Source organism: bacterium, from assembly GCA_035307765.1.
In the GTDB taxonomy this organism is placed as follows: domain Bacteria; phylum Sysuimicrobiota; class Sysuimicrobiia; order Sysuimicrobiales; family Segetimicrobiaceae; genus Segetimicrobium.
Genome location: DATGHU010000044.1, coordinates 240,514 through 259,539 on the forward strand (window position 1 = coordinate 240,514; position 19,026 = coordinate 259,539).

General features: G+C 69.7%; 20 protein-coding genes. 12 read left to right on the forward strand and 8 right to left on the reverse strand.

All coding sequences use genetic code 11. The features are described from left to right. Positions 1–55: 55 nt before the first annotated feature. Together glgA and VKV57_15845 are read right to left on the reverse strand one after the other, a co-directional pair. Positions 56–1,537, reverse strand: a complete 1,482-nt coding sequence (glgA, locus tag VKV57_15840) for a glycogen synthase GlgA (GenBank protein ID HLW61375.1) — start codon at positions 1,535–1,537, stop codon at positions 56–58. Next, entirely contained in the window at positions 1,534–1,908 is a 375-nt protein-coding gene (locus VKV57_15845) for a cupredoxin domain-containing protein (GenBank protein HLW61376.1), read from the reverse strand. The genes glgA and VKV57_15845 overlap by 4 nt, the downstream gene beginning before the upstream one ends. Positions 1,909–2,182: 274 nt before the next feature. Between VKV57_15845 and VKV57_15850 the strand changes: the two genes are divergently transcribed. From VKV57_15850 to VKV57_15870, 5 genes are read left to right on the forward strand one after another with little or no spacing between them, the layout of a single operon-like run. Further along, complete coding sequence (locus tag VKV57_15850; GenBank protein ID HLW61377.1) at positions 2,183–3,415, forward strand: amino acid ABC transporter substrate-binding protein; 1,233 nt, start codon at positions 2,183–2,185, stop codon at positions 3,413–3,415. 26 nt (positions 3,416–3,441) lie between these two features. Next, positions 3,442–4,323: a branched-chain amino acid ABC transporter permease gene (locus VKV57_15855; GenBank protein ID HLW61378.1), complete on the forward strand. Its 882-nt coding sequence runs from the start codon at positions 3,442–3,444 to the stop codon at positions 4,321–4,323. Between the two features lie 10 nt (positions 4,324–4,333). Beyond that, positions 4,334–5,308, forward strand: a complete 975-nt coding sequence (locus VKV57_15860; GenBank protein ID HLW61379.1) for a branched-chain amino acid ABC transporter permease — start codon at positions 4,334–4,336, stop codon at positions 5,306–5,308. Continuing rightward, the gene (locus VKV57_15865; protein HLW61380.1) at positions 5,305–6,039 is read left to right on the forward strand and encodes an ABC transporter ATP-binding protein; all 735 of its coding nucleotides are present in this window, start codon (positions 5,305–5,307) and stop codon (positions 6,037–6,039) included. The genes VKV57_15860 and VKV57_15865 overlap by 4 nt, the downstream gene beginning before the upstream one ends. Beyond that, a complete protein-coding gene (locus VKV57_15870) occupies positions 6,039–6,752 on the forward strand; it encodes an ABC transporter ATP-binding protein (GenBank protein ID HLW61381.1) in 714 nt (237 codons plus the stop codon). Before VKV57_15865 ends, VKV57_15870 begins: the two co-directional genes overlap by 1 nt. Positions 6,753–6,776: 24 nt before the next feature. Here the strand turns inward: VKV57_15870 and VKV57_15875 are convergent, their stop codons facing one another. The 4 genes from VKV57_15875 to VKV57_15890 all read right to left on the reverse strand — a co-directional run bounded on the left by VKV57_15875 (position 6,777) and on the right by VKV57_15890 (position 10,055). Beyond that, entirely contained in the window at positions 6,777–8,171 is a 1,395-nt protein-coding gene (locus VKV57_15875; GenBank protein ID HLW61382.1) for a glycerate kinase, read from the reverse strand. Then, entirely contained in the window at positions 8,168–8,539 is a 372-nt protein-coding gene (locus VKV57_15880) for a cyclophilin-like fold protein (GenBank protein ID HLW61383.1), read from the reverse strand. The genes VKV57_15875 and VKV57_15880 overlap by 4 nt, the downstream gene beginning before the upstream one ends. A 10-nt stretch (positions 8,540–8,549) precedes the next feature. After that, positions 8,550–9,344 (reverse strand): MBL fold metallo-hydrolase, encoded by a 795-nt coding sequence (locus VKV57_15885; protein ID HLW61384.1) that lies wholly within the window; start codon positions 9,342–9,344, stop codon positions 8,550–8,552. Between the two features lie 222 nt (positions 9,345–9,566). Next, a complete protein-coding gene (locus tag VKV57_15890) occupies positions 9,567–10,055 on the reverse strand; it encodes a hypothetical protein (GenBank protein ID HLW61385.1) in 489 nt (162 codons plus the stop codon). Positions 10,056–10,162: 107 nt separating this feature from the next. Between VKV57_15890 and VKV57_15895 the strand changes: the two genes are divergently transcribed. From VKV57_15895 to VKV57_15915, 5 genes are all read left to right on the forward strand, one after another. After that, positions 10,163–11,038: a hypothetical protein gene (locus VKV57_15895; protein HLW61386.1), complete on the forward strand. Its 876-nt coding sequence runs from the start codon at positions 10,163–10,165 to the stop codon at positions 11,036–11,038. Beyond that, positions 11,035–11,751, forward strand: coding sequence for an aspartate/glutamate racemase family protein (locus tag VKV57_15900; protein HLW61387.1), 717 nt, complete (start codon positions 11,035–11,037; stop codon positions 11,749–11,751). The genes VKV57_15895 and VKV57_15900 overlap by 4 nt, the downstream gene beginning before the upstream one ends. A gap of 4 nt (positions 11,752–11,755) precedes the next feature. Then, positions 11,756–12,904: an FAD-dependent oxidoreductase gene (locus tag VKV57_15905; GenBank protein ID HLW61388.1), complete on the forward strand. Its 1,149-nt coding sequence runs from the start codon at positions 11,756–11,758 to the stop codon at positions 12,902–12,904. 113 nt (positions 12,905–13,017) lie between these two features. After that, entirely contained in the window at positions 13,018–14,370 is a 1,353-nt protein-coding gene (locus tag VKV57_15910) for a S41 family peptidase (GenBank protein HLW61389.1), read from the forward strand. Positions 14,371–14,474: 104 nt separating this feature from the next. Next, a complete protein-coding gene (locus VKV57_15915; protein ID HLW61390.1) occupies positions 14,475–15,023 on the forward strand; it encodes a hypothetical protein in 549 nt (182 codons plus the stop codon). An 8-nt stretch (positions 15,024–15,031) separates the two neighbouring features. Here the strand turns inward: VKV57_15915 and VKV57_15920 are convergent, their stop codons facing one another. Next, entirely contained in the window at positions 15,032–15,778 is a 747-nt protein-coding gene (locus VKV57_15920; protein HLW61391.1) for an ImmA/IrrE family metallo-endopeptidase, read from the reverse strand. A 77-nt stretch (positions 15,779–15,855) separates the two neighbouring features. Further along, positions 15,856–16,839: an ornithine cyclodeaminase family protein gene (locus VKV57_15925; GenBank protein HLW61392.1), complete on the reverse strand. Its 984-nt coding sequence runs from the start codon at positions 16,837–16,839 to the stop codon at positions 15,856–15,858. 233 nt (positions 16,840–17,072) lie between these two features. Between VKV57_15925 and VKV57_15930 the strand changes: the two genes are divergently transcribed. Beyond that, positions 17,073–17,822 carry a hypothetical protein gene (locus VKV57_15930; protein ID HLW61393.1) on the forward strand — a complete coding sequence of 250 codons (750 nt, stop codon included), beginning with the start codon at positions 17,073–17,075 and terminating at the stop codon, positions 17,820–17,822. 73 nt (positions 17,823–17,895) lie between these two features. After that, a complete protein-coding gene (locus tag VKV57_15935; GenBank protein ID HLW61394.1) occupies positions 17,896–18,975 on the forward strand; it encodes a DUF3048 domain-containing protein in 1,080 nt (359 codons plus the stop codon). Positions 18,976–19,026 lie beyond the last annotated feature (51 nt).

Here is a 19,026-nt window from a genome sequence, read left to right on the forward strand (position 1 = left end):
ATCCGGCCGTCTGGCATTCGTCCGTTCGAAGGAGATGCACTATCGGCCGGAGGGTTCATCGGGATGCCCCCCGCGCCTGGGTGGCGCGCCGGTAGGCGTCGACGTAGCGGGCGGCGGAGCGCTTCCAGGAGAAGTCCTGGCGCATCCCCACCGACTGGAGCCGCCGCCACACGGCAGGTTCGCGGAACGCGGCAAGCGCCCGGCTGGCCGCCCCCAGCAGCGCCTCCGGAGCGTACGGCTCAAAGACAAACCCGTTGGCCGTCCCCCGGACGAGGGTATCGGGGGTGGCATCGACGATCGTATCGGCCAATCCCCCGGTCTTCCGCACCACGGGGACGGTGCCGTACCGCAGGCTGTACAGCTGATTCAAGCCGGAGGGTTCGTATCTGGACGGCATGAGGAACAGGTCGGCCCCCGCCTCGATCCGATGGGCGAGGGTCTCATCGAACCCCAGGGTGACCGCGGCGCGTCCCTTGAACCGCTCGTGGATCTTCCGAAACCGCGTGTGATAGACCGGGTCACCGGTGCCGAGCAGCGCGAACTGCGCCCCCCAGCCCAGAATCGTTTCAATCGTCGCAGCGACCAGGTCGAGGCCTTTTTGGTCGGCGAGTCGCGTGATCATCCCGATCAGCGGTGCCCGGGAATCGAGGTCAAGCCCGAGGGTGCGCCGCAGCTCCTCCTTGCACGCGGCCTTGCCCGTGAGATCCTCCGGCGTGAAGCGGGCGGGGATCAGCGGGTCCGTGGCCGGATCCCAGGCGCCGTAGTCGACGCCGTTCAGGATGCCGACGAGCACGTCCGCGCGCTCCCGCAGCACGCCCTCCAGGCCGCACCCGAACTCTTCGGTCTGGATCTCCCGCGCGTACTGCTCGCTGACCGTGCTGAGCAGGTCCGCGAAGATCACCCCGCCCTTGAGGAGATTGATCTTTCCATAGAACTCGATTCCCCGCGGGGTGAACAGGTCGCTGGGCAGCCCGGTGACGGGAAGCCGCTCCGCGGGAAACAGACCCTGGTACGCCAAGTTGTGGACGGTAAAGAGGGTCCCGGTCTCCGCGCACACCGCATCGCGCGGTTCGACCCGCAGCCAGACGGGGAGCAACGCGGTCTGCCAGTCCTGGCAGTGCAGCACGTCCGGCGTCCATCCGAGATGCCGGAGCAGGGCCTGCGTCCCGCGGCAGAAGACGGTAAACCGTTCCAGGTTGTCGGCGTAGTCCCGGGCCCCCTCACCGTACAACCCTTGACGGTCGAACGCCGCGTCGTTGGCGATCAGGTACACGGGGACCGGGCCCCCCGGCAGGCGGCCCTCGAAGAACTGCACCTCGGTCCGATCGTCGCCGAGGGGAACCGGCGCGCCGCCGAGGGCGCGGAATCCGAACCGTCCGCGCTCGATCGTCCGGTATCCCGGAAGGATCAGGCGAACGTCACACCCCATCTCCGCCAGCGCGGGAGGGAGCGCCCCGGCCACATCGGCGAGCCCGCCGGTTTTGGCGAAGGGAACCGCTTCCGAGGTGCACACGCAGACCCGGAGCGCCGCGGTCACGGCCGGACCGTGAGGCTGCTGGCCGGTGAATCGGTCCCCGGGCGCCCTCCGAGCAGCCGGTAGGTTCCCGGTTTGCTGAAGGTCACGTCCAGGCTCCCCGTGCCCTCCGGTGGGAGGTCGGCGACTTGGGCCACGACCCCCATTCCCTGCACCGTGAACGTGTGGTCTTCGCGGCCGGCGTTGAGGATCGCGAACCGGACGGAGCCGGGGTGGAGGAGGATGACCGCGGGATCCAGCGTCGTGTCGGTGAGGGTGATGCGGATTTCCTCGGGTTTGACGGCGCGGGTCAGCCGGCGCCAGAGGGTGTGCGTGGTCGCGGCGGCGATGAAGAGGAGGGTGATCGCGGAGAGGCCGAGCGCCGCCACGCGCATCGGATGTCCCACCCTGCGCGCGCTCGGGAGGCGGCCGCGGCCTCTTCCCGGTCGGGGTCGCCCGATCTCGATAGCCACGTCCCCGAAAGTTCGCCGCGCGCAAAACGCGGTCCTTCCCCGCCGGCGCACGCGGGCCGCGGAAGGAAGGTCCGCCCAGGGCCACCCGGTCCCGCGGGAGGAGGAAGACGTCTGCCGGGACCGGAACATACGGGGCGCCCGCCGCGCAGATTTGGCGGAAGCGGCCCGCGCGGCCGGTTGCCAAGGAGGTGTCGACGTGTATCGGTTTCTTCGAGGACTGCCCGTGCTGGTGCTGGTTCCCGCGCTCTTTCTGAGCCTGGTGACGACCGGTCAGCCCGCGGTGTCGGAGATCAAGATCGGGGCGGTACTCCCGCTCACCGGACCGTTTGTCGCCTCGGGCACCTACTTTCGCCAGGGGTACGGCATGGCCGTCGACGAGGTCAACCAGGCCGGGGGACTGGACGTCGGCGGCGCGAAGTACCGGATCGCCCTCACGATCCTCGACGACGGCAGCGACGCGACGCGCTCCCGGAGCCTGGTGGAGAAACTCGTGACCGACCAGCACGTGAACTTTCTCCTGGGCGGATACGACACGTCGTTGGTCGAGGCGCAGGAGGTTGTCCCGGACCAATACAAGATCCCGTACGTCGAGGGGGGCGGGGCGGCGTCGGAGATCTTCAAGCGCGGCTACAAATACGTCTTCGGCACGCTGGCCAGTATCTACAACATGGGCAAGTTCACGGTGGAGTTCATTACCGCTCAGCAGGCCGCCGGCAAGCTGCCCAAGCCCTTGACGATCGCCCTGGTGTGGGAGAACACCGACCACGGGAAAGACTACGAGACGGCGCTGGTCGAAGAGGCCCAAAAGCACCCGGACCTGTTCAAGGTCGTGCTGAACCAGCCGTTTCAATTGAACGGGAGCGACTTCAGCCCGCTCCTCCAGCAGGTCAAAGCGGCAAACGCGCAGGCATTCCTCTCCGATGCCCACCTGCCGGACTACATTACGATGCACCGGCAGTACCTGCAGCTGGGCCTGTACCATCAGTTCGTCTCCTACGGTGGCCGCGGCCCGGATCAGAAAGGGCGGCAGGCCCTCGGCCCCGGGGCCGATTACCTCGTGGCGGCGGTGTGGTGGACCCCCGCGCTGAAGGACCCGGCCTCCCAGCTCTTCACCGACAAGTACACCAAGCAGTATCATCAGGTGCCGGACTGGTTCCAGGCGGTTTCGTACGACACGGCTCGGGTGCTCTTCCAGGCCATCCGGGAGGCCCACAGCCTCGGCGGGCCGGCCGTCCGCGACGCGTTGTCGAAAACCGTGATGCACAACTCGCTCCTGCCGGGCGGCACCATCCGCTTCACGGCGGACGGGCAGATCGTGGCTCCGTACGTGATGGTGCAGAACACCCCGGGCAATACGGTCCGCATCATCTGGCCGCAGAAGCTCCCGGAGGCCCGAGACCCGATCCTCCCCCTGCCGCACGTGCAGTAGCGCGGCGGCGGGCCGAGGCGGGCGGCGTGTTCTCAGCACAGAACCTGATCGCGGTCGGGATCGCCGCGCTCCTGACCGCGGGGTTGTACGCGGTGATGTCGTACGGCCTGGCGATTATCTACGGGGTCATGAAAGTGATCAACCTCAGCCACGCCGGGTTCCTGATGCTGGGGGCGTTCATGACCCTGGTGTACTTTCAGCAGTGGCACCTCGACCCAATCCTCGGTGCGTTTGTCAACCTGCCCGTGTTCTTCGGCGTGGGGTGGGTGGTGCACCGCGTCCTGGTCCGGCGCGTGGTCAGGGCGTTGCCGATCGCGTCCCTCCTCCTGCTGTTCGGCGTGTGGCTCGTCCTCCAAAACCTCGCCCTGGCGATTTGGGGGGGCGAGGACCAATCGATCATCACCGCGTACACCTACAAAGCCCTGGCCGTATTCGGCTTCCGGATCCCGGTCACGCGCCTCATCGTGTTTGTCGTGGCCCTCGGTGTCCTCTCTATCCTCCACTTCGCGCTGGGGCATACCTATCTGGGGAAGGCGCTCCGCGCCACCGTGCAGGACCCCACCGCGGCGCTGCTTGTGGGCATCGACACCGAACGGATCAGCTCGTGGGCGTTCGGGCTCGGCACCGCCTTCGCCGCGTTCGCCGGCAGCCTCCTCACCCTGCTCTTCAGCTTCAACCCCGACTTCGGCGGCGCGTTCCAACTCAAGAGTTTCACGATCATCGTGCTGGGCGGATTGGAGAATCTCCCGGGGGTGGCGGTGGGGGCGGCCATCCTCGCCTTCGCGGAATCGTACGCCGTGCTGTTCATGCGGGCCAGCCTGCAGAACGTGATCGCCTACGCCCTCCTCGTCGTGGCGCTCATCGTGATGCCCGGCGGAGTGGGGCAACTGCTGGGGAACCGTTCCTGACCACGGGCTGATGGTGCGCTCCGCCCGGTCCCTGCTCCCGGCCCCCGCGCTCGGTTTCCTCCTCGCCTCGGTCCCGTTCTTATTTCCGCGAAACATCACGCTCCTCAACTTGGGCTTCCTGACCTTTCTGTTCGTGGCGCAGGGGATCGCCTGGAACATTCTCGGTGGGTTCGCCGGCTACGTGTCGTTCGGCTACGCGGCGTTCTACGGTCTGGGCGCCTACACGACGGCGCTCCTCTGGCTCGCGGGCTGGCCGCCGGTCCTCACCTACCCTCTGGCCGGCTTCGTGGCCGCGGCATTCTCGCTGGTCGTGGGGGTGCCGACCCTGCGCCTCGTGGGGCCCTACTTCTCGATTGCCACGATCGGCGTTGGGGAGGCGATGCGGATCCTGATGCTCAACCTGGACCGGATCACCGGCGGCGCCTCCGGCTTGAACCTGCCGACGTCGGTGCCGTCCAAGGCGTGGTTCTACCTGGTCGGGCTGATGTTCGCGATCGGGGCGCTGGCCGTCGCCGCGGCGGTCCGCCGCTCGCGATTCGGACTGGGGCTTCTGGCGCTCCGGATGGACCAGGAGGCGGCCGAGGCCCTGGGGGTGCGCACCGCGCTGTTCAAGAACATGGCCCACACCCTCAGCGCGTTCATCGTCGGGGCCTGCGGGGGGCTGTACGCCACCTACCTTCAGTTTGTGCACCCCGACACCGTGTTCAGCTTCACCCAGAGCATCAGCCTGGTGCTGATCGCGCTGATCGGCGGGCTCGGCACCTTATGGGGGCCGGTGCTGGGGGGGGTGATTTTCTACGTCGTCCAGGACTATCTGCAGACGAGTTATCCGACCTTTCACCTGCTGGTCTACGGGGTGCTCTTGATCCTTATCCTCCTCTTTGAGCCGAGAGGCCTGGTCGGTGTGGCCGGGCGCTTTCGGCGGTCGCCGATGCTCCCCCCCGGACCCGGGGCGGCGGGATCCGGCGCGGGGGAGGTGCGATGACGCCCGCACTCACCCTCGACGGGGTGACCAAGCGGTTCGGCGGGCTGCAGGCGGTCCAAGACGTGTCGCTGCGCATCGCCCCCGGCGGGATCACGGGGCTGATCGGCCCGAACGGAGCGGGAAAGACGACGCTGTTCCGGGTCATCGGTGGATCGATGCGCCCCACGGCAGGGCGCGTCGTGTGCGGGGAACGCGAGATTACGGGGTGGAGTTCCCACGCCATCTGCCGGCTCGGCATCTGCGTCACGCACCAGATCGTGCGCCCGTTTCCCGACCTCACTGTGCTGGAAAACGCGCTGGTGCCCGCCGCCTTTGGGAGCGGCGGTCGGCTGCCGCATCCCCCGCGGGTGGAAGCGGAGGAGGTGCTCGAGTTTACGGGCCTCGCCCCCCGGTCCGACGTGCCGGCGTCCGTCCTCACCCTCGCCGAGCGCAAGCGCCTGGAGATCGCGCGGGCGCTGGCCACCCGCCCCACGATCCTGCTGCTGGACGAGGTGCTGGCCGGGCTCAATCCGACCGAGACGGAGCGCGCGGTGGAGCTCGTTCGGCGGATCAAGGCCCGCGGCATCACGATCGTGATGATCGAACACGTGATGCGGGCCGTGATGGCGCTGTCCGACCGCGTGCTGGTCTTGAATCACGGTCGGCTGATCGCCGACGGGCTGCCGTCCGAGGTGGGGAATCTGCCCGAGGTCATCGAGGCCTACCTCGGACAGCCGTTGGGGGCGAACTGATGGCCGCGCTGCTCGAGGTCGACTCGATCGTCGCCGGGTACGGCCAGGTCCGAGCCCTCTGGGATGTGTCGCTGATCGTGGACGACGGCGAGATCGTCTCGCTGCTCGGCGCGAACGGCGCCGGCAAGACCACCACGATGCGAGTCCTCTCCGGCCTGCTTCGGCCCCAGGCCGGCACGGTGACCTTCGGCGGCCGGGTGATCCACCGGCTGCCCTCACCCCGAATCGTGGAGGCGGGGCTGGTGCAGATTCCCGAGGGGCGGCGGTTGTGGCCGCGCATGACCGTGCTGGAAACCCTGGAATTGGGCGCGTACGCCCCGCCCCTCCGCGCCCGCAAGCAGGAGACGCTCGACTGGGTGCTGTCCCTCTTCCCCCGACTCCGAGAGCGGCGGACCCAGCTGGCCGGGACGCTGTCCGGAGGGGAACAGCAGATGCTGGCGATCGGTCGGGGATTGATGAGCCGGCCGCGCCTGCTGATGCTGGACGAGCCGTCGCTCGGGTTGGCGCCGATCCTGGTCCGCGACGTCTTCGCCATCATCAGGGAGATCAATGCGCGGGGGGTGACGGTGCTGCTCGTGGAGCAAAACGTCCGGCAGGCCCTCGAGATCGCCCACCGGGGATACGTGCTGGAGACCGGTCGGATCGTGCGCGCCGGGTCGGCGGCGGACCTGCTGAACGACCCGGAGATCAAGCGGGCGTATCTGGGGATCTAAGGACGGCGGGGCGGCGGCCCGCCATCAGAACGCCCGATCTGCGGCCGGATCTCCGCTGAGGATCAGCACGAGATCGTTGACGTTGGTGCTGGTCGGGCCGATCCGAATCAGATCGCCGACGGCGTCGAGGAGCGGGTAGGCGTTGTTCTCCGCCAGGTAGTGCGCCGGATCGAGCCCCATGGTGCGCGCGCGCTCCAGGCTCGTGCCGTCCGCCACCGCCCCGGCGGCGTCGGTGGGGCCGTCCATCCCGTCCGTCGCGAAACTGACGAGCAGCGTGGTCGGCAGCCCGGTCAGGCCGCGCACGGCGCCGAGCGCCACCTCTTGGTTGCGGCCGCCGCAGCCGCTGCCGACGACCGTGACGGTGGTTTCCCCCCCGCACACGATGCAGGCCGGCCGCGACACCGGGTGGCCGGTGGCCCAGACTTCACGGGCGATCCCCGCCAGCGCCTTGCCGACCTCGCGCGCCTCGCCTTCCATATAGGTGGAGAGCAGCAGCGCGCGAAACCCCAACTGCTCGGCTTTCGCCACCGCCGCCCGGGCGGCGGTGGCGTTGTCGGCGACGACCTCGACTCGGCTCGCGGAGAACGCGGGGTCCCCCGGCTTGGGGGTCTCGGGAGCGGTCCCGCCCACCCCTCGGCGGAGGACGGCCAGCACGGCGGGGGGCACCCGGTCCGTGAGCCGGTATTTCACCAGGATCGCGAGCGCGTCGGCGTACGTGGTGGGATCGGGCACCGTAGGCCCCGAGGCGATGGCGTCGAGCGGGCTGCCGACGATGTCCGACACCACGAGCGTGAGGAGGCGCGCCGGGTACGCCGCCCGGGCCAGCTGGCCCCCCTTGATCCCGGACAGGTGCTTGCGCACGGTGTTGATCTCGGTGATGTCCGCGCCGGAGCGCAGGAGGAGGTCGGTGGCCTTGACCTTGTCGGTCAGCGTCAGCCCCTCCCGGGGCAGCGGGAGCAGCGCGGACCCCCCGCCCGATATCAGGCAGATCACAAGATCCTGGGGGGTGAGCCCCGCGATCAGGCCCAGCATCTCCGCCGCGGCCGCCGCGCCGGCCGCGTCAGGCAGGGGGTGGGCGGCCTCCCGGAGGACGATCCGCCGAAGCGGGACGGTGTTTCCGGTCCGTACCGTGATCAGGCCGGCGGTGATGCGGTCCTCGAGGAGGTCTTCGATTACCCGCGCCATCGGGGCGCACGCCTTACCGGCCCCGATCACGATCACCCGTCCCGCGGGCGGAAGTGCCACGCCGTGCCCGTTCACCAGCAGCGTGTCCTCCTCGCGGTGGACGGCTCGGGCGGTGACGGTGTAGGCATCGACCGCCCTCAGCGCGTGGGCGAGGATCTGCACGGCGGCGCGGCGCAGCGCGGCCGTTTCGGTGACGCGAAAGAGCGTGTCGTCGATCCTCGGCTGCAGGGTCACTCCACCCGCTCGATCCTCACCTTGCTCGATCCGCGCACGGCTTTGAAGGCCGTCGGATCACCGACCACCCGTCCGACGACGTTGACCGGGCTCGCCGGCCGGATCTCGCTCCCGCGGCTCGCCGGCGTCGGCCCGAAGAAGATGCAGAAGGCGCTTCCGGGGGGCCAGTAGCCGAGGTCGCCCATCTCCACGACCTCGCGGGGCGACTCCGGATCGCAGGTCACGGGGATGGAGAAGTAGATCTCATCTCCCCAGGTGTTGCCCCGTCCCTCGATCGGCAGCGCCTGCCAGATGGCCTCGGCGGTCCGACTCGCGTTCAGCGCGGCCTCGCAGGTGACGGTTGCCGCCGTGATCCGGATCTTTCGCATGACGTCCTCCTCACTCCAGGACGATTGGACAGGACCGGCCGTTGGGGGGCACCGCCAGCACCCGACCGATCGCCCCCCGGGCCTGCGCGATCGACTCCACCACCGTGTCGCGCGCCAGGGAGGCCAGATTGTTCACCTCGCTGAGATGCGCCAGGCAAACGGCCCGTGAACCGCCGGCCGCCGTACGCGCCAGCGCCCGGGCGGCATCGTCGTTGCTCAGGTGCCCCCGGGGGCCGAGGATCCGGTTCTTGAGGAACCAGGGATACGCGCTCACGTTCAACAGTCGCAGATCGTAGTTGGACTCCAGGATGACGAGGTCGGCCCCCGCAAGGTGGTGGTCGAGCGCTTCGCTGGCGCTGCCCAGATCCGTCGCGATCATGATTCGGTGGCGCGCCGCCGCCAGGGTGAAACCCACGGGCTCCGCGGCATCGTGGGAGACCGGGAAGGCCGTGATCTCGAACGCCCCCACCGCAAACGGCCGGCCGGTCTCAAACGTGCTGACGGTCGCTCCGGCCAGGGCCGTATCGGCGGCGGCGACGGTGGCGGCGTTCGCGTGCAGCGGGATCCCGAACGCTCGGCTCAGCGGGCCGGCACCCTTGGCGTGATCGTCATGTTCGTGGGTCAGCAGGATCGCCGAGAGCGCAGGGGGGGCTACTCCCACCTCGGCGAGGCTGCGCTCAATCGCTTCCGCCGACAGGCCCGCATCGATCAGGAGCCGCGTCGACCCTGCTTCGAGCAACAGCACGTTCCCCGCGCTGCCGCTCGCGAGGACGACCGCCCGCAGCCCGGAAGGGAAAGGGGTCACGGATTCGAGCCCTGCGCGGGGACCAGCGGAGGCACCCGGGTCGCGCGGATGTGCGTGGCCGGATCGATGGGAGCCCACCGTTCCCCGCGGTGCGCGGGGTGCGCACCCGAAGGCGCCGCCTGCACGAGTCGGGGGCAGAGACCGAACGGCGGGCGGAGGAAGTCGCACATCGTCGCCTATACGGTTCGCGGTCCGGCACGGCGGTCCCTGGACGGGATGGGGTCAGCCTCCGCGCACCCACAGCGACAGCGCGACCGCGACCGCGGCGAAGATGACCACCGGCCAGTTGATCGCCCGTGTGTGCACCCACAACGGGGCGTCCTTCGGGACCTCGTTCCACACCAGCGCCCCGCCGTCCCGACCCGAAGCGTTGGTCCCGGTCACCTTCCCCGGGACGTCGAGGCTTACGCGCACGCTCAGCGGCGAACCGGCCTGCTGGGAGAGCCGCGCTGCGGTGACGGTGAGGTCCTGGCCGTAGGTCGTCAGCACCCCCCAGCCGCGTTTCGAGAACCGCACCGTGCCGAGGGTTCCGAGTTCCGGATGCACCAACCGGCTGAGAGGCCCCTGGTCGACGCGTTCCGCCACGTCGACCCCCGGCCCCTCTCCGGGGATCACATCGACGTCGAAGGTGGTTGAAGAGGCGTTGACCGTGAGAACGATGTAGGTCACAGCGACGCCGATCCAGAAGGCCAGGACCGCTCTACGCATCATGACCAGCTCCTCTCCGTGGCTCCCGCTCTCTTCCGCGACGGCCCCCGGGCGGTCCTCCGTCGCTCCCGTCGCAGGGCCGCCGTGCGGGCGGCCCGAAGTGGGGGCGCGTGGAGCCGATTGTCGCCCAGGTCGTGGGGCGGGCGCGCGCGGTGACCGCGGCGTTCCGCTCGCGCACCCCACCGTTTCCTCCGGAGCGCTGCGCCGCGCGGTGCGGTATCGGCGAGATCCGCCGGGCGGAGATGGTGGGGGAGGCGTCGGACGTTCGGGTGGAGGAGGCCGCCGGGCAGCGGGTGGTCGTCGTCGATCGCCGCATCTTGCCGCGGACCCCCCAATGGAACGGCCTCGTCGCCCTAGCCCTGGCCCGATCGCTGCTCCCGCCCGGGGTGGCCGGCGAGCGCGCACGGGAACTCGCCGAGGTTGCGGCCGCCGAACTGTTGCTCCCCGCGCGCGTCTTCGGGCCGGTCGCGGCCCGCACCGATCTCACCATGGACGGGCTCCGGGAACTGGCGCTGCGGTTCGCCGCCCCCATCCGCCTCACCGTCCGGCAGTGGCTCCTGACCCGGACCTGGACGGGGTACGGGTTGCTGTGGCGCGAGGAAGGCGGAAGGCTGCGCCTCAGGTGGCGGGCCGCGTCTCCGGGGCTGCGGTTTCCCCACACTGCGACGATCGGCGCGCCGGCCGAAGCGATCTGGAGCTCGGAAGCCAGGCTCTACGCGGCCTTCCGGACGGGCCGCCCGGCCCACGGAGTCGAGGCGGTGCGGATCGGGGACGGCCCCGCCTGGTGGTTCACGCGCTTTGGGATCGTCCGTGACGAAGGCCAGCGGGCGGTGCTCGCGCTGGTGGTGCTCGACCGCCGGGACGCGCTGTCCGCCGCGCGCGCGCCGTCCGCATCGAAGGGAACCGCACCCGAAGCTACGAATAGGAGGCGTACCACGCGACGCCGCCGCGCCTCGAGCGGCGGTCTCGGGAGGGGCGCGCCATGAAGGTGCGCGGCGGCAGGAACCTGTACGGCCACGCGATCGGGATTCTGATGCTCGACACCGTATTCCCACGCATCCCGGGCGACATCGGCCACGCGGGCACGTTTCCATTCCCCGTGCTGTACCACAAGGTGCGCGCCGCGTCCCCGTCCCGGGTGGTCCGGGAGGGCGACCCGGCGCTGCTTGAGGGGTTCGTTGCGGGCGCCCGCGCGCTTGAGGCCGGCGGCGCCCTGGCGATCACCACCGGGTGCGGATTCCTTGCGATGTTTCAACGCCAGCTGGCCGAGGCCGTCCGCGTCCCGGTGTTCACCTCCGCGCTCCAGCTCGTCCCCATGGTCGCGCGAATGCTTGGGCCCGATCGCGCGGTGGGCGTCCTGACCGTCGACAGCCGCGCCCTCGCCCCCAAACACCTCACCGGGGCCGGGATCACCGAGGACATCAATGTCGTCATCGAGGGCCTGGAGCGAGGCCAGGCGTTCACCCCGGTGCTCCTCGACAACGAGCTGGAACTGGACGTCGATGCGGCCCGCCGGGAGAACGTCGCGGCGGCCAGGGAGATGGTCGAGCGTCACCCCCAGGTCGGCGCGATCGTCCTCGAGTGCACGAACATGCCCCCGTACGCGGCTGCGATTCACGACGCCACCGGCCTGCCGGTGTTTGACATCACCACCTTGATCCGCACGGTCTACGCGGCGCTCCGTCCGCCGACCTACTGACACCGTGGAGTCGGCCGACGTCCTGATCATCGGCGGAGGCATCATCGGCCTCTCCGTGGCCTATCATCTCGCCCGGCGCGGCACGCGACGGATCATCGTCTTCGAGCGGGCCCCGCAGGTCGGGACCGGGTCCACGGCCAAGGCCACCGGCGGGATCCGCCACCAGTTCTCGACCGAGATCAACGTGCGGCTGACCCAGCTGGGCCTGCCCGCGTTCGAGCGGTTCGAGGCCGAGATGGGTGAGCCGATCGATTTTGTCCAGCATGGGTACCTGTTCGTCACGGCGCGCCCCGAGACCGCAGACGGGATGCGCGAGGGGCTCCGCCTCCAGCAGCGACTCGGGGTGCCGTCGAGGTGGGTCCGGCCTGATGAAGCCGCGGCACTCTTCCCGGACCTTCGGGTCGATGACCTCGTGGGCGGGACGTTCTGCCCGCTCGACGGTTCCGCCATCCCCTACGGAGCGGTGCAGGGGTATCTCCGCCGCTGCCGCGACCTGGGCGTGCGCGTTCTGACCGGCCGCGAAGTCACCGGCATCGCCGCGGCGGGGGGCCGCGTGCGGGGCGTGCGGACGGCGGCGGGTGAATATGCGGCTCCGGTCGTGGTCAACGCGGCGGGCCCTCGCGCCCGGGACATCGCGGCGATGGTGGACGTTGACCTGCCGGTTTACCCGTACCGCCGTCAGGTGTTCGTCATGACCCCGCTGCCCGCGCTCCGGCGGGGCGCTCCGCTCACCGTTGATCTGGACACGGGGTGGTACCTGCATCAGGACCGCAGCGGAGCGCTGTATATGGGAGGCACCGACAAGGACAGCCGGCCGGGGCTCGAGGAGGTCGTGGACTGGGATGGGTTTGACGCCGTCGCCCGCGCCGCCCTGCACCGGGTGCCCCGCACAGCGGAGGCGCGCGTTGCCCGCGCCTACGCCGGGATCCGCAGTCTGACGCCCGACTTCCACGCCATCCTGGGCGCGGTGCCGGGGGTCGACGGCTTCTTCTGCGCGAACGGGTTCAGCGGCCACGGGTTCATGCACGCGCCGGCGGTGGGCTTGGTGTTGGCCGAGGAGATCCTCGACGGGCGCGCGATCACTCTCGACATCGCCCCCCTGCGGCTGACCCGCTTCGCCGGCGGCGCTCGAGCTGAAGCCACGGCCTTTTGAGCGTTTCCCGGAGGGATCCACCGTTTCCGGCGGTGCAAATCTAGGGTATATTAATAAGTAGGCGGGCCCGATGCCCGCCGCGTTCGTACCGAACCGTCAAGGGAGTGTGAGCTATGCGCTTGATGTGCGCCGCCCGCAGGCGGTGGCTGGTCCTCTTCCTCATCGTCGCGCTCTTTACCCTACCATTGAACCCCGCCCAGCGCGCCACCGCGGCGAACGCCTCGCTGGTTCTGGAGGCCTTGAGGGTGCTCGACCAGGATTACGCGGACCCGGTCCATCCGGTCTCGCTGCTCAACGCCGCCATCGCCACGCTGCGCAAGTCGACCAACCAGAGCGCCGTCGTCCTGCCCGACATTTCAAGCGGGGCCTCCCGGGCGACCGCCGAGAGCGCGTTTGCCTCTGAGTTCAACCACGCGCTGCAGAAGAGTTCGGTCCCGGAGACGCAGCTCGCCTACGATGTCACCGGAGGGATGCTCGCCTCGCTCCACGACAGCCACACCGCCTTTCTTGATCCGAAGCAGTACCTGGAGAGCCGCAAGCAGCTCATGGGCCAGCCGGGGTTCACCGGCATCGGGGTGGTCATTACCTCGCGCAAAGACGCCTCCGGGGACGCATGGATCTTCGTCGAAGATGTCTTCCCGGGATCGCCCGCCGACGCGGCCGGGCTGAAGCGGTTTGACCGTATCGTTGAGGTGGGCGGGCACTCCCTCAAAAACGTGAATGTCCTCGACGCCAGCACGCTGATCCGGGGCCCCGCCGGTTCCACGGCCGCCCTGACGATCCTTCGCGGCGGGCAGGACCTCCGGGTCGCGGTGGTCCGGGCGGCGATCAGCGAGCATCCGGTAGAGGCGAAGTTCGTCCAGCCGGGGGTGGCGTACGTCAAGCTGTTCACGTTTTCCCGGGGAGCGGATGCTCAGCTGCGGCACGCGCTCCGGACGCTCGACGCGCAGGGGCCGGTGCACTCGATCGTCCTCGATCTTCGAGGGAACCCGGGCGGCTTGATCCAAGAGGCCGTGATGATCGGAAGCGTGTTCCTGCCTCCGCAGTCGCCCCTGGCTCGGGTCACCGAGCGCCACTCGCGCCCCGACACTCTGCGCACCCTTGGGGCCCCCCTGTTCCCGCGGACGCCGCTGGTCGTCCTCATCGACGCCGGGAGCGCGTCGGCCTCGGAGATTTTGACCGGGGCGTTCAAGGCCAATCACCGGGCGACGATCGTCGGGGAGAAGACCGCCGGCGCGCTCGGCGGCTCGGTGACCGTGCCCTTGGCCGAACGGACCGGAATGTCCGTGACGGTCGAGCGCATTACGACCCCGGAGGGCACGCAGGTCGAAGGAGTGGGGATCGCCCCGGACGTGAGCGCCACTTTGACGGTCTCGGATATGGTGCGGGGCGAGGATACCCAACTCCAGGCCGCGCTCCGGGTAGTGGGGGCGTTGCTGTCGCGGCCGGGGGCCCGGGTGAGCTAGCTCAGCCCGCGACCGTGCGCATGCATCGCCGCCCGTCCAGACAGTGGGGGACCGGATTCAGAAAGGCGCGCTCGCGGGAGTGGCCGGGAGGAGGGAGCTTAAGGATGCCTGGGGACGGCGCCCACCCACGGATCCGGCGGGGCTGGCTTCTGGCCGCGGTCGCGGCGACGGCAGCCGTCGGCGGCATCGCGGCTCACCGGTGGATGCCCGTTCGGCCGGCGGGTCCGGTTCCCGCGGTAGCGCGCCCGCTGGATGACGCTTCGCGCCTCGCGCTTCGTTCGATTCCCGCCTCCACGGTCCGCCCCGCCGCCAACAGGGTCCTCCGCCCCGTGCCTCGATGGGGGGGAGCGGTGGCCGGCGGGCGTCAGCCATGGCCGTCGAAGGGAGCCGGTCAGCCGGCGCTCCGGCCTTTCGCCGGCCTACACCTGACCACCCCGCGCAAGTGGCCCCGGGTAGCCTACGAGATCCGCCGCCGCCCGAAGCCCCCTCTCCGGCTGATGTGCGGCGCCTGCCCGATCGTGAACGCCGCGTTGCATTCGCCTCCCGGCGCCTCCTCCCCAGCGGAGAAGATTGCCGTGAACGCGGTGACCTACGGGGCGATCACCATGCTGGGAAGCGGGAAGATCGATCTCGTGGAGTGGGATCCACCCTAACCCCCGCCTTACCGGACGAGGTCGAGCTCCTCGAGGCGAATGCGCATCGCGGTCGGGCTCACCGCGAACATGCGCGCGAGGGCGGCGAGGACTTCGTCGGTTTCGGCCTGGCGCTGTCGGAGACCGAGGGCCTGGTAGATCCGGGGAGCCAGCTCGGCAAACCGTCCACGGACTTTCTCCTCGGGCATGAGGACCTCGGCGGCGAATCGCTTGGCCTCCCGCTCCTCCGCCCGACGTCGCGGCTCCGGAATCGTCATTCGACTTCCCGGCACAGAGCTCGCCACCAACGTGCTGTGCTCGAGGACAGCGTGGCCAAGTTCTTCCGCGATCACCCAGCGGCGCTCCGACTCCGAGAACGCGACCCGGTCGCGGTTGATGACGATGACCGTGTGGTCACCCTCACGGGCGATCGTGCCCCGTTCATCGGCCGGCAGCGATCGTTCACGCACCGGGTACCCGTGCTGCTCGGCGAGGCGCTCGATGTCGACCGGAAGGTCTCGCACCCCCTCGAGGATCGCCCGAGCCCGCGCCTGGGCGCGAGCGAGCGGCGCCTGGACGGCCTGGCGCGCCGGCGCGGTGGGCGTGAGGAACGCCTGCAGCGCGGTGAGATCGCGCCGAGCTGACGGTGACAGCGACCGAAGGTCCTCTTCCAGCGTGACGCTTCCGCAACCCTGGCACAGCCAAGCCACCGGAGGCTCGCAGGTCGAGTCGAAAAACGGTTCCAGTTCGTGTCCGCAGTGCAGACAGTCCCGCATAGGCCCACATTGTAGCACACTCGGCGGGTCGCGCCTATCGGGGTCTCCGCCCCGTTCGGGGGGTCCGTGCCGTGGGGTTAGTCGAGGCCGAACTCCTCGCCGACCTTCTGTTCTCGCGCCCGTTCGAATGCGAACTGGGCGGCGGCAACATCCTCAACCGCCAGACCGAGCGACTTAAAGAGGGTGATCTGGTCGGGGCCGGTGCGGCCGGGGTGGCGGCCGCTGAACACCTCGCCGATTTCGGCCAGGATGTGGCCCGGCGTGATCGCGCCCTCGCGGATCGGCCCCAGCACGTCGCCCGCTTCCACAGCCGCCGCCGCGCGCGAGTCGACAAACAGCTTTGCCTGTGCCACCGCTGCGGTATCCAGTTCGCGCCAGTCCGGGCGCGGCGCACCAACCGCGTTGATGTGGGTTCCCGGCGCCAGCCACCGCCCATTCAAAACGGGAACCGTGCTGCTCGTCACCGTGCAGACGATCTCGGCGTCCCGAACCGCCTCTTCGGCCGACCCGGCTGCCGTCGCGTTCAAGCCGTAGCGCTCGGCCACCTCTCGAGCGAACGCCTCCGCGTGCGCCGCCGTCCGCGTCCACACGCGCACGACGCGAGGGGCACAGACCTCCCGCAGCGCTTCCAGGTGGCTTCGCGCCTGCACGCCCGCGCCGAGGAACGCCACGACGCTCGCCCCCCGGCGCGCCAGGTGCTTCGTGGCGCCCGCGGAAACCGCCGCGGTGCGCATTTCGGTGATGAGGCGGCCGTCCATCATGGCCAGCAGGGCTCCGGTCGACGGATCGTGCAGGAGGATCGACGCCAGGTGCGAGGGGAGTCCGCGCGCGGCGTTGCCGGGATAAAACGTGACCTCTTTAAACCCCAGGGCCCCCTGGTCGCGCAGATAGGCGGGCATCAACGCCAGGAGGCCGTTGTGCTCGTTCACGAGGACCGTCGTGCGAACGGGCTGCACGACGGCACCGCCGCTGAACGCCGCGAGCGCGCGTTCCATCAGCGGGACGAGGTCGCGCATCGTCAGCAGTCGCCGCAGGTCGGACTCTTTGAGGAGCAGGGTCATGGCTCACGACCTCCAAGCGCAGCATTCTCCGGAAGCGCGGCGAACTCCCTTTCGTTACGCCTACCGTGCCCGGTTTCTCCGTTCGGGGAAGTAGGAACGTGTCGATCCGCGATCGGGGAATGGGTCCCGGCGGCTCCGCTCCTGCCCGCACGACGCGAGGGAAGACCGCCTACGGCGCGGCAATGTCGCCGCCGATCCGGTGCGCGCATACCGGCGGGGGATCTCTGCGGGCGATGCCGCTCCTGAGGACGGCGGTCTTGGTGCTGCTCGTCCTTGGCGCCGCCGCGGGGGGGCAGGGGGCGGGTCGCGCGAGCGCGCAGGGTGCTCCGACCGGATGGGATCCGCGGTTCAACACCCCCGGGGTGCGTTTCACGGTCGAAGAGGCGGCGCGCGAGATCCTCGATGGCGTGACCCGGGTCACCTACTATCCCCGCACCTCGGGATTTCCGCAAGGCAAAACGTACGTCATCTGGACGTGGCCGCTCGGCGCCGCGCCGGAGAAGACGGATTTCCAATACCGCGCCGATGCCGAGGGTCGGTTGATCTCGCGCGGGGCGTACCCGGACTGGGACGATTTTGCGTTTGCGGTGGATCACTTCGCCAACGGCATGCCGCTTCGACTCGCCGTACTTTCGACCGATCAGGCCGTGGCGGCGTACGTCAAGGCGTTTCCCTTCCCGATTGAAGCGAGCGACGGCTTCTGTCACCTGCAGGCGGAACTCCTTTCGGCCGATGGTCGGTCGTTCGCCGTCTCGGGGGAGGGATTCGGCCCGAGCGAAGAGGTGGTCGTGCTCTCCAGGTTCGACGGTCAGGCCTCCCGGGAGGCGAAGGCGGTTCTCGACGACGGGTCGCTGCCGACGATTGACATTACGCCGAACGTGCCGGGGAAGGACTCGGGATCCGCGAGCCTGACCGTCGGCGGCCGATTCTGCGCCCCCACCGTGCACTTCGAGTGGGGGCCCCCGGCCTTGAAGGCCCAATAGTCAACCGGGGACGCGCCGACTTTTGGGACCGGCAGGAAAGGGGTCGCGTGCGCGCGGAACTTCTTTCACAGCGATGAGACCCTCCGTCACCGGCGAGATCCGCGTCCTCGTGTCCCTCGGGTTCCTGCTCGCTGGCGGGCTGTTTGCGGGCGTGCTCGCGGTGGGCACGGAATCCGCACCGGTCGCACCACCTGTCCTTCACGCGGTCGCGGTGCCCGCCGAAGAGGAGCGGCCGCCGATTTCCACGCTCGTCGACGATCCCGTCAGCGGCCAGTCCGTCCCCAGGGCGCAGGCGGACCGCCGGCCGATCGCCGTGATGATCGATAACTACCCGGACGCCCGACCGCAGTGGGGTCTGTCGTTCGCCTCGCGGATCTACGAGGCGCTCACCGAGGGGGGGATCACCCGGTACCTGGCGATCTTCGGCCCGGACGACGCCGACCGGGTGGGCCCGGTGCGATCGGCCCGCACGCAGTTCCTCGGATACGCTTTGGAGTTGCACGCCGCGATCGCCCACGTCGGCGGCAATGAGGACGCCCTGGACCGCATCGTCGCGCTGCACGTGGTGAACCTCGATCAGTTCCGCAACGCCGAGGCCTACCGCCGGATTTTTCGGCCCCGCGTGGCATTGGAGCACACCATGTTCACCTCGACGCGGGCACTGCGCGCGGCGGCCGAGCACATCGCCTGGCCCCCCGACCTCTCGATCGCGCGGCCCTTGTGGAAGGCGGAGGTGCCGCTCGACCAACGCCCGGCGGCGCAGCGGGTGAGCGTGGATTTCTCGAGCCCCCCCTACAAGGTGACCTGGGTGTACCGCCGCGCGACGAACGACTACGAGCGGATCCTGGCCGGCGCTCAGGATGTCGACGCGGCGACCGGCCGACCGCTGACGGCCAAGTCGATTGCGATCGCGGTGATCACGCGGACCCACGGCCGAACCCAGATCGGAGAGGATACCTGGACGTTCGCGGATGTCGGGTCCGGGGAGGCGTGGGTGGTGCAGGATGGCACCGCCACGCCGGCGCGGTGGGAGAAGGCCTCCGTTCGGGACCGCCTGCGCTTTCTCGACGAGACGGGGCACGAGATCGCGCTGGATCGGGGTCCGCAGTGGGTGGAGATCGTGCCGCCGGAGGTCGAGCCGGACATTCAATAGGGCAGGGATAGCGCGGGCCTCACCGGCCGGGCGCGCCAGATGGGTGCCGTC

Bases quoted from the DNA above. Each gene is read 5' to 3' on its own strand.
- VKV57_15870 (HLW61381.1), top strand. From the start codon at position 6,039: ATGGCCGCGCTGCTCGAGGTCGACTCGATCGTCGCCGGGTACGGCCAG.
- VKV57_15880 (HLW61383.1), bottom strand. From the start codon at position 8,539: ATGCGAAAGATCCGGATCACGGCGGCAACCGTCACCTGCGAGGCCGCG.
- VKV57_15935 (HLW61394.1), top strand. From the start codon at position 17,896: ATGAGACCCTCCGTCACCGGCGAGATCCGCGTCCTCGTGTCCCTCGGG.
- VKV57_15925 (HLW61392.1), bottom strand. From the start codon at position 16,839: ATGACCCTGCTCCTCAAAGAGTCCGACCTGCGGCGACTGCTGACGATG.
- VKV57_15915 (HLW61390.1), top strand. From the start codon at position 14,475: ATGCCTGGGGACGGCGCCCACCCACGGATCCGGCGGGGCTGGCTTCTG.
- VKV57_15865 (HLW61380.1), top strand. From the start codon at position 5,305: ATGACGCCCGCACTCACCCTCGACGGGGTGACCAAGCGGTTCGGCGGG.
- VKV57_15900 (HLW61387.1), top strand. From the start codon at position 11,035: ATGAAGGTGCGCGGCGGCAGGAACCTGTACGGCCACGCGATCGGGATT.
- VKV57_15845 (HLW61376.1), bottom strand. From the start codon at position 1,908: ATGCGCGTGGCGGCGCTCGGCCTCTCCGCGATCACCCTCCTCTTCATC.
- VKV57_15890 (HLW61385.1), bottom strand. From the start codon at position 10,055: ATGATGCGTAGAGCGGTCCTGGCCTTCTGGATCGGCGTCGCTGTGACC.
- VKV57_15910 (HLW61389.1), top strand. From the start codon at position 13,018: ATGCGCTTGATGTGCGCCGCCCGCAGGCGGTGGCTGGTCCTCTTCCTC.
- VKV57_15860 (HLW61379.1), top strand. From the start codon at position 4,334: ATGGTGCGCTCCGCCCGGTCCCTGCTCCCGGCCCCCGCGCTCGGTTTC.
- VKV57_15920 (HLW61391.1), bottom strand. From the start codon at position 15,778: ATGCGGGACTGTCTGCACTGCGGACACGAACTGGAACCGTTTTTCGAC.
- VKV57_15930 (HLW61393.1), top strand. From the start codon at position 17,073: ATGCCGCTCCTGAGGACGGCGGTCTTGGTGCTGCTCGTCCTTGGCGCC.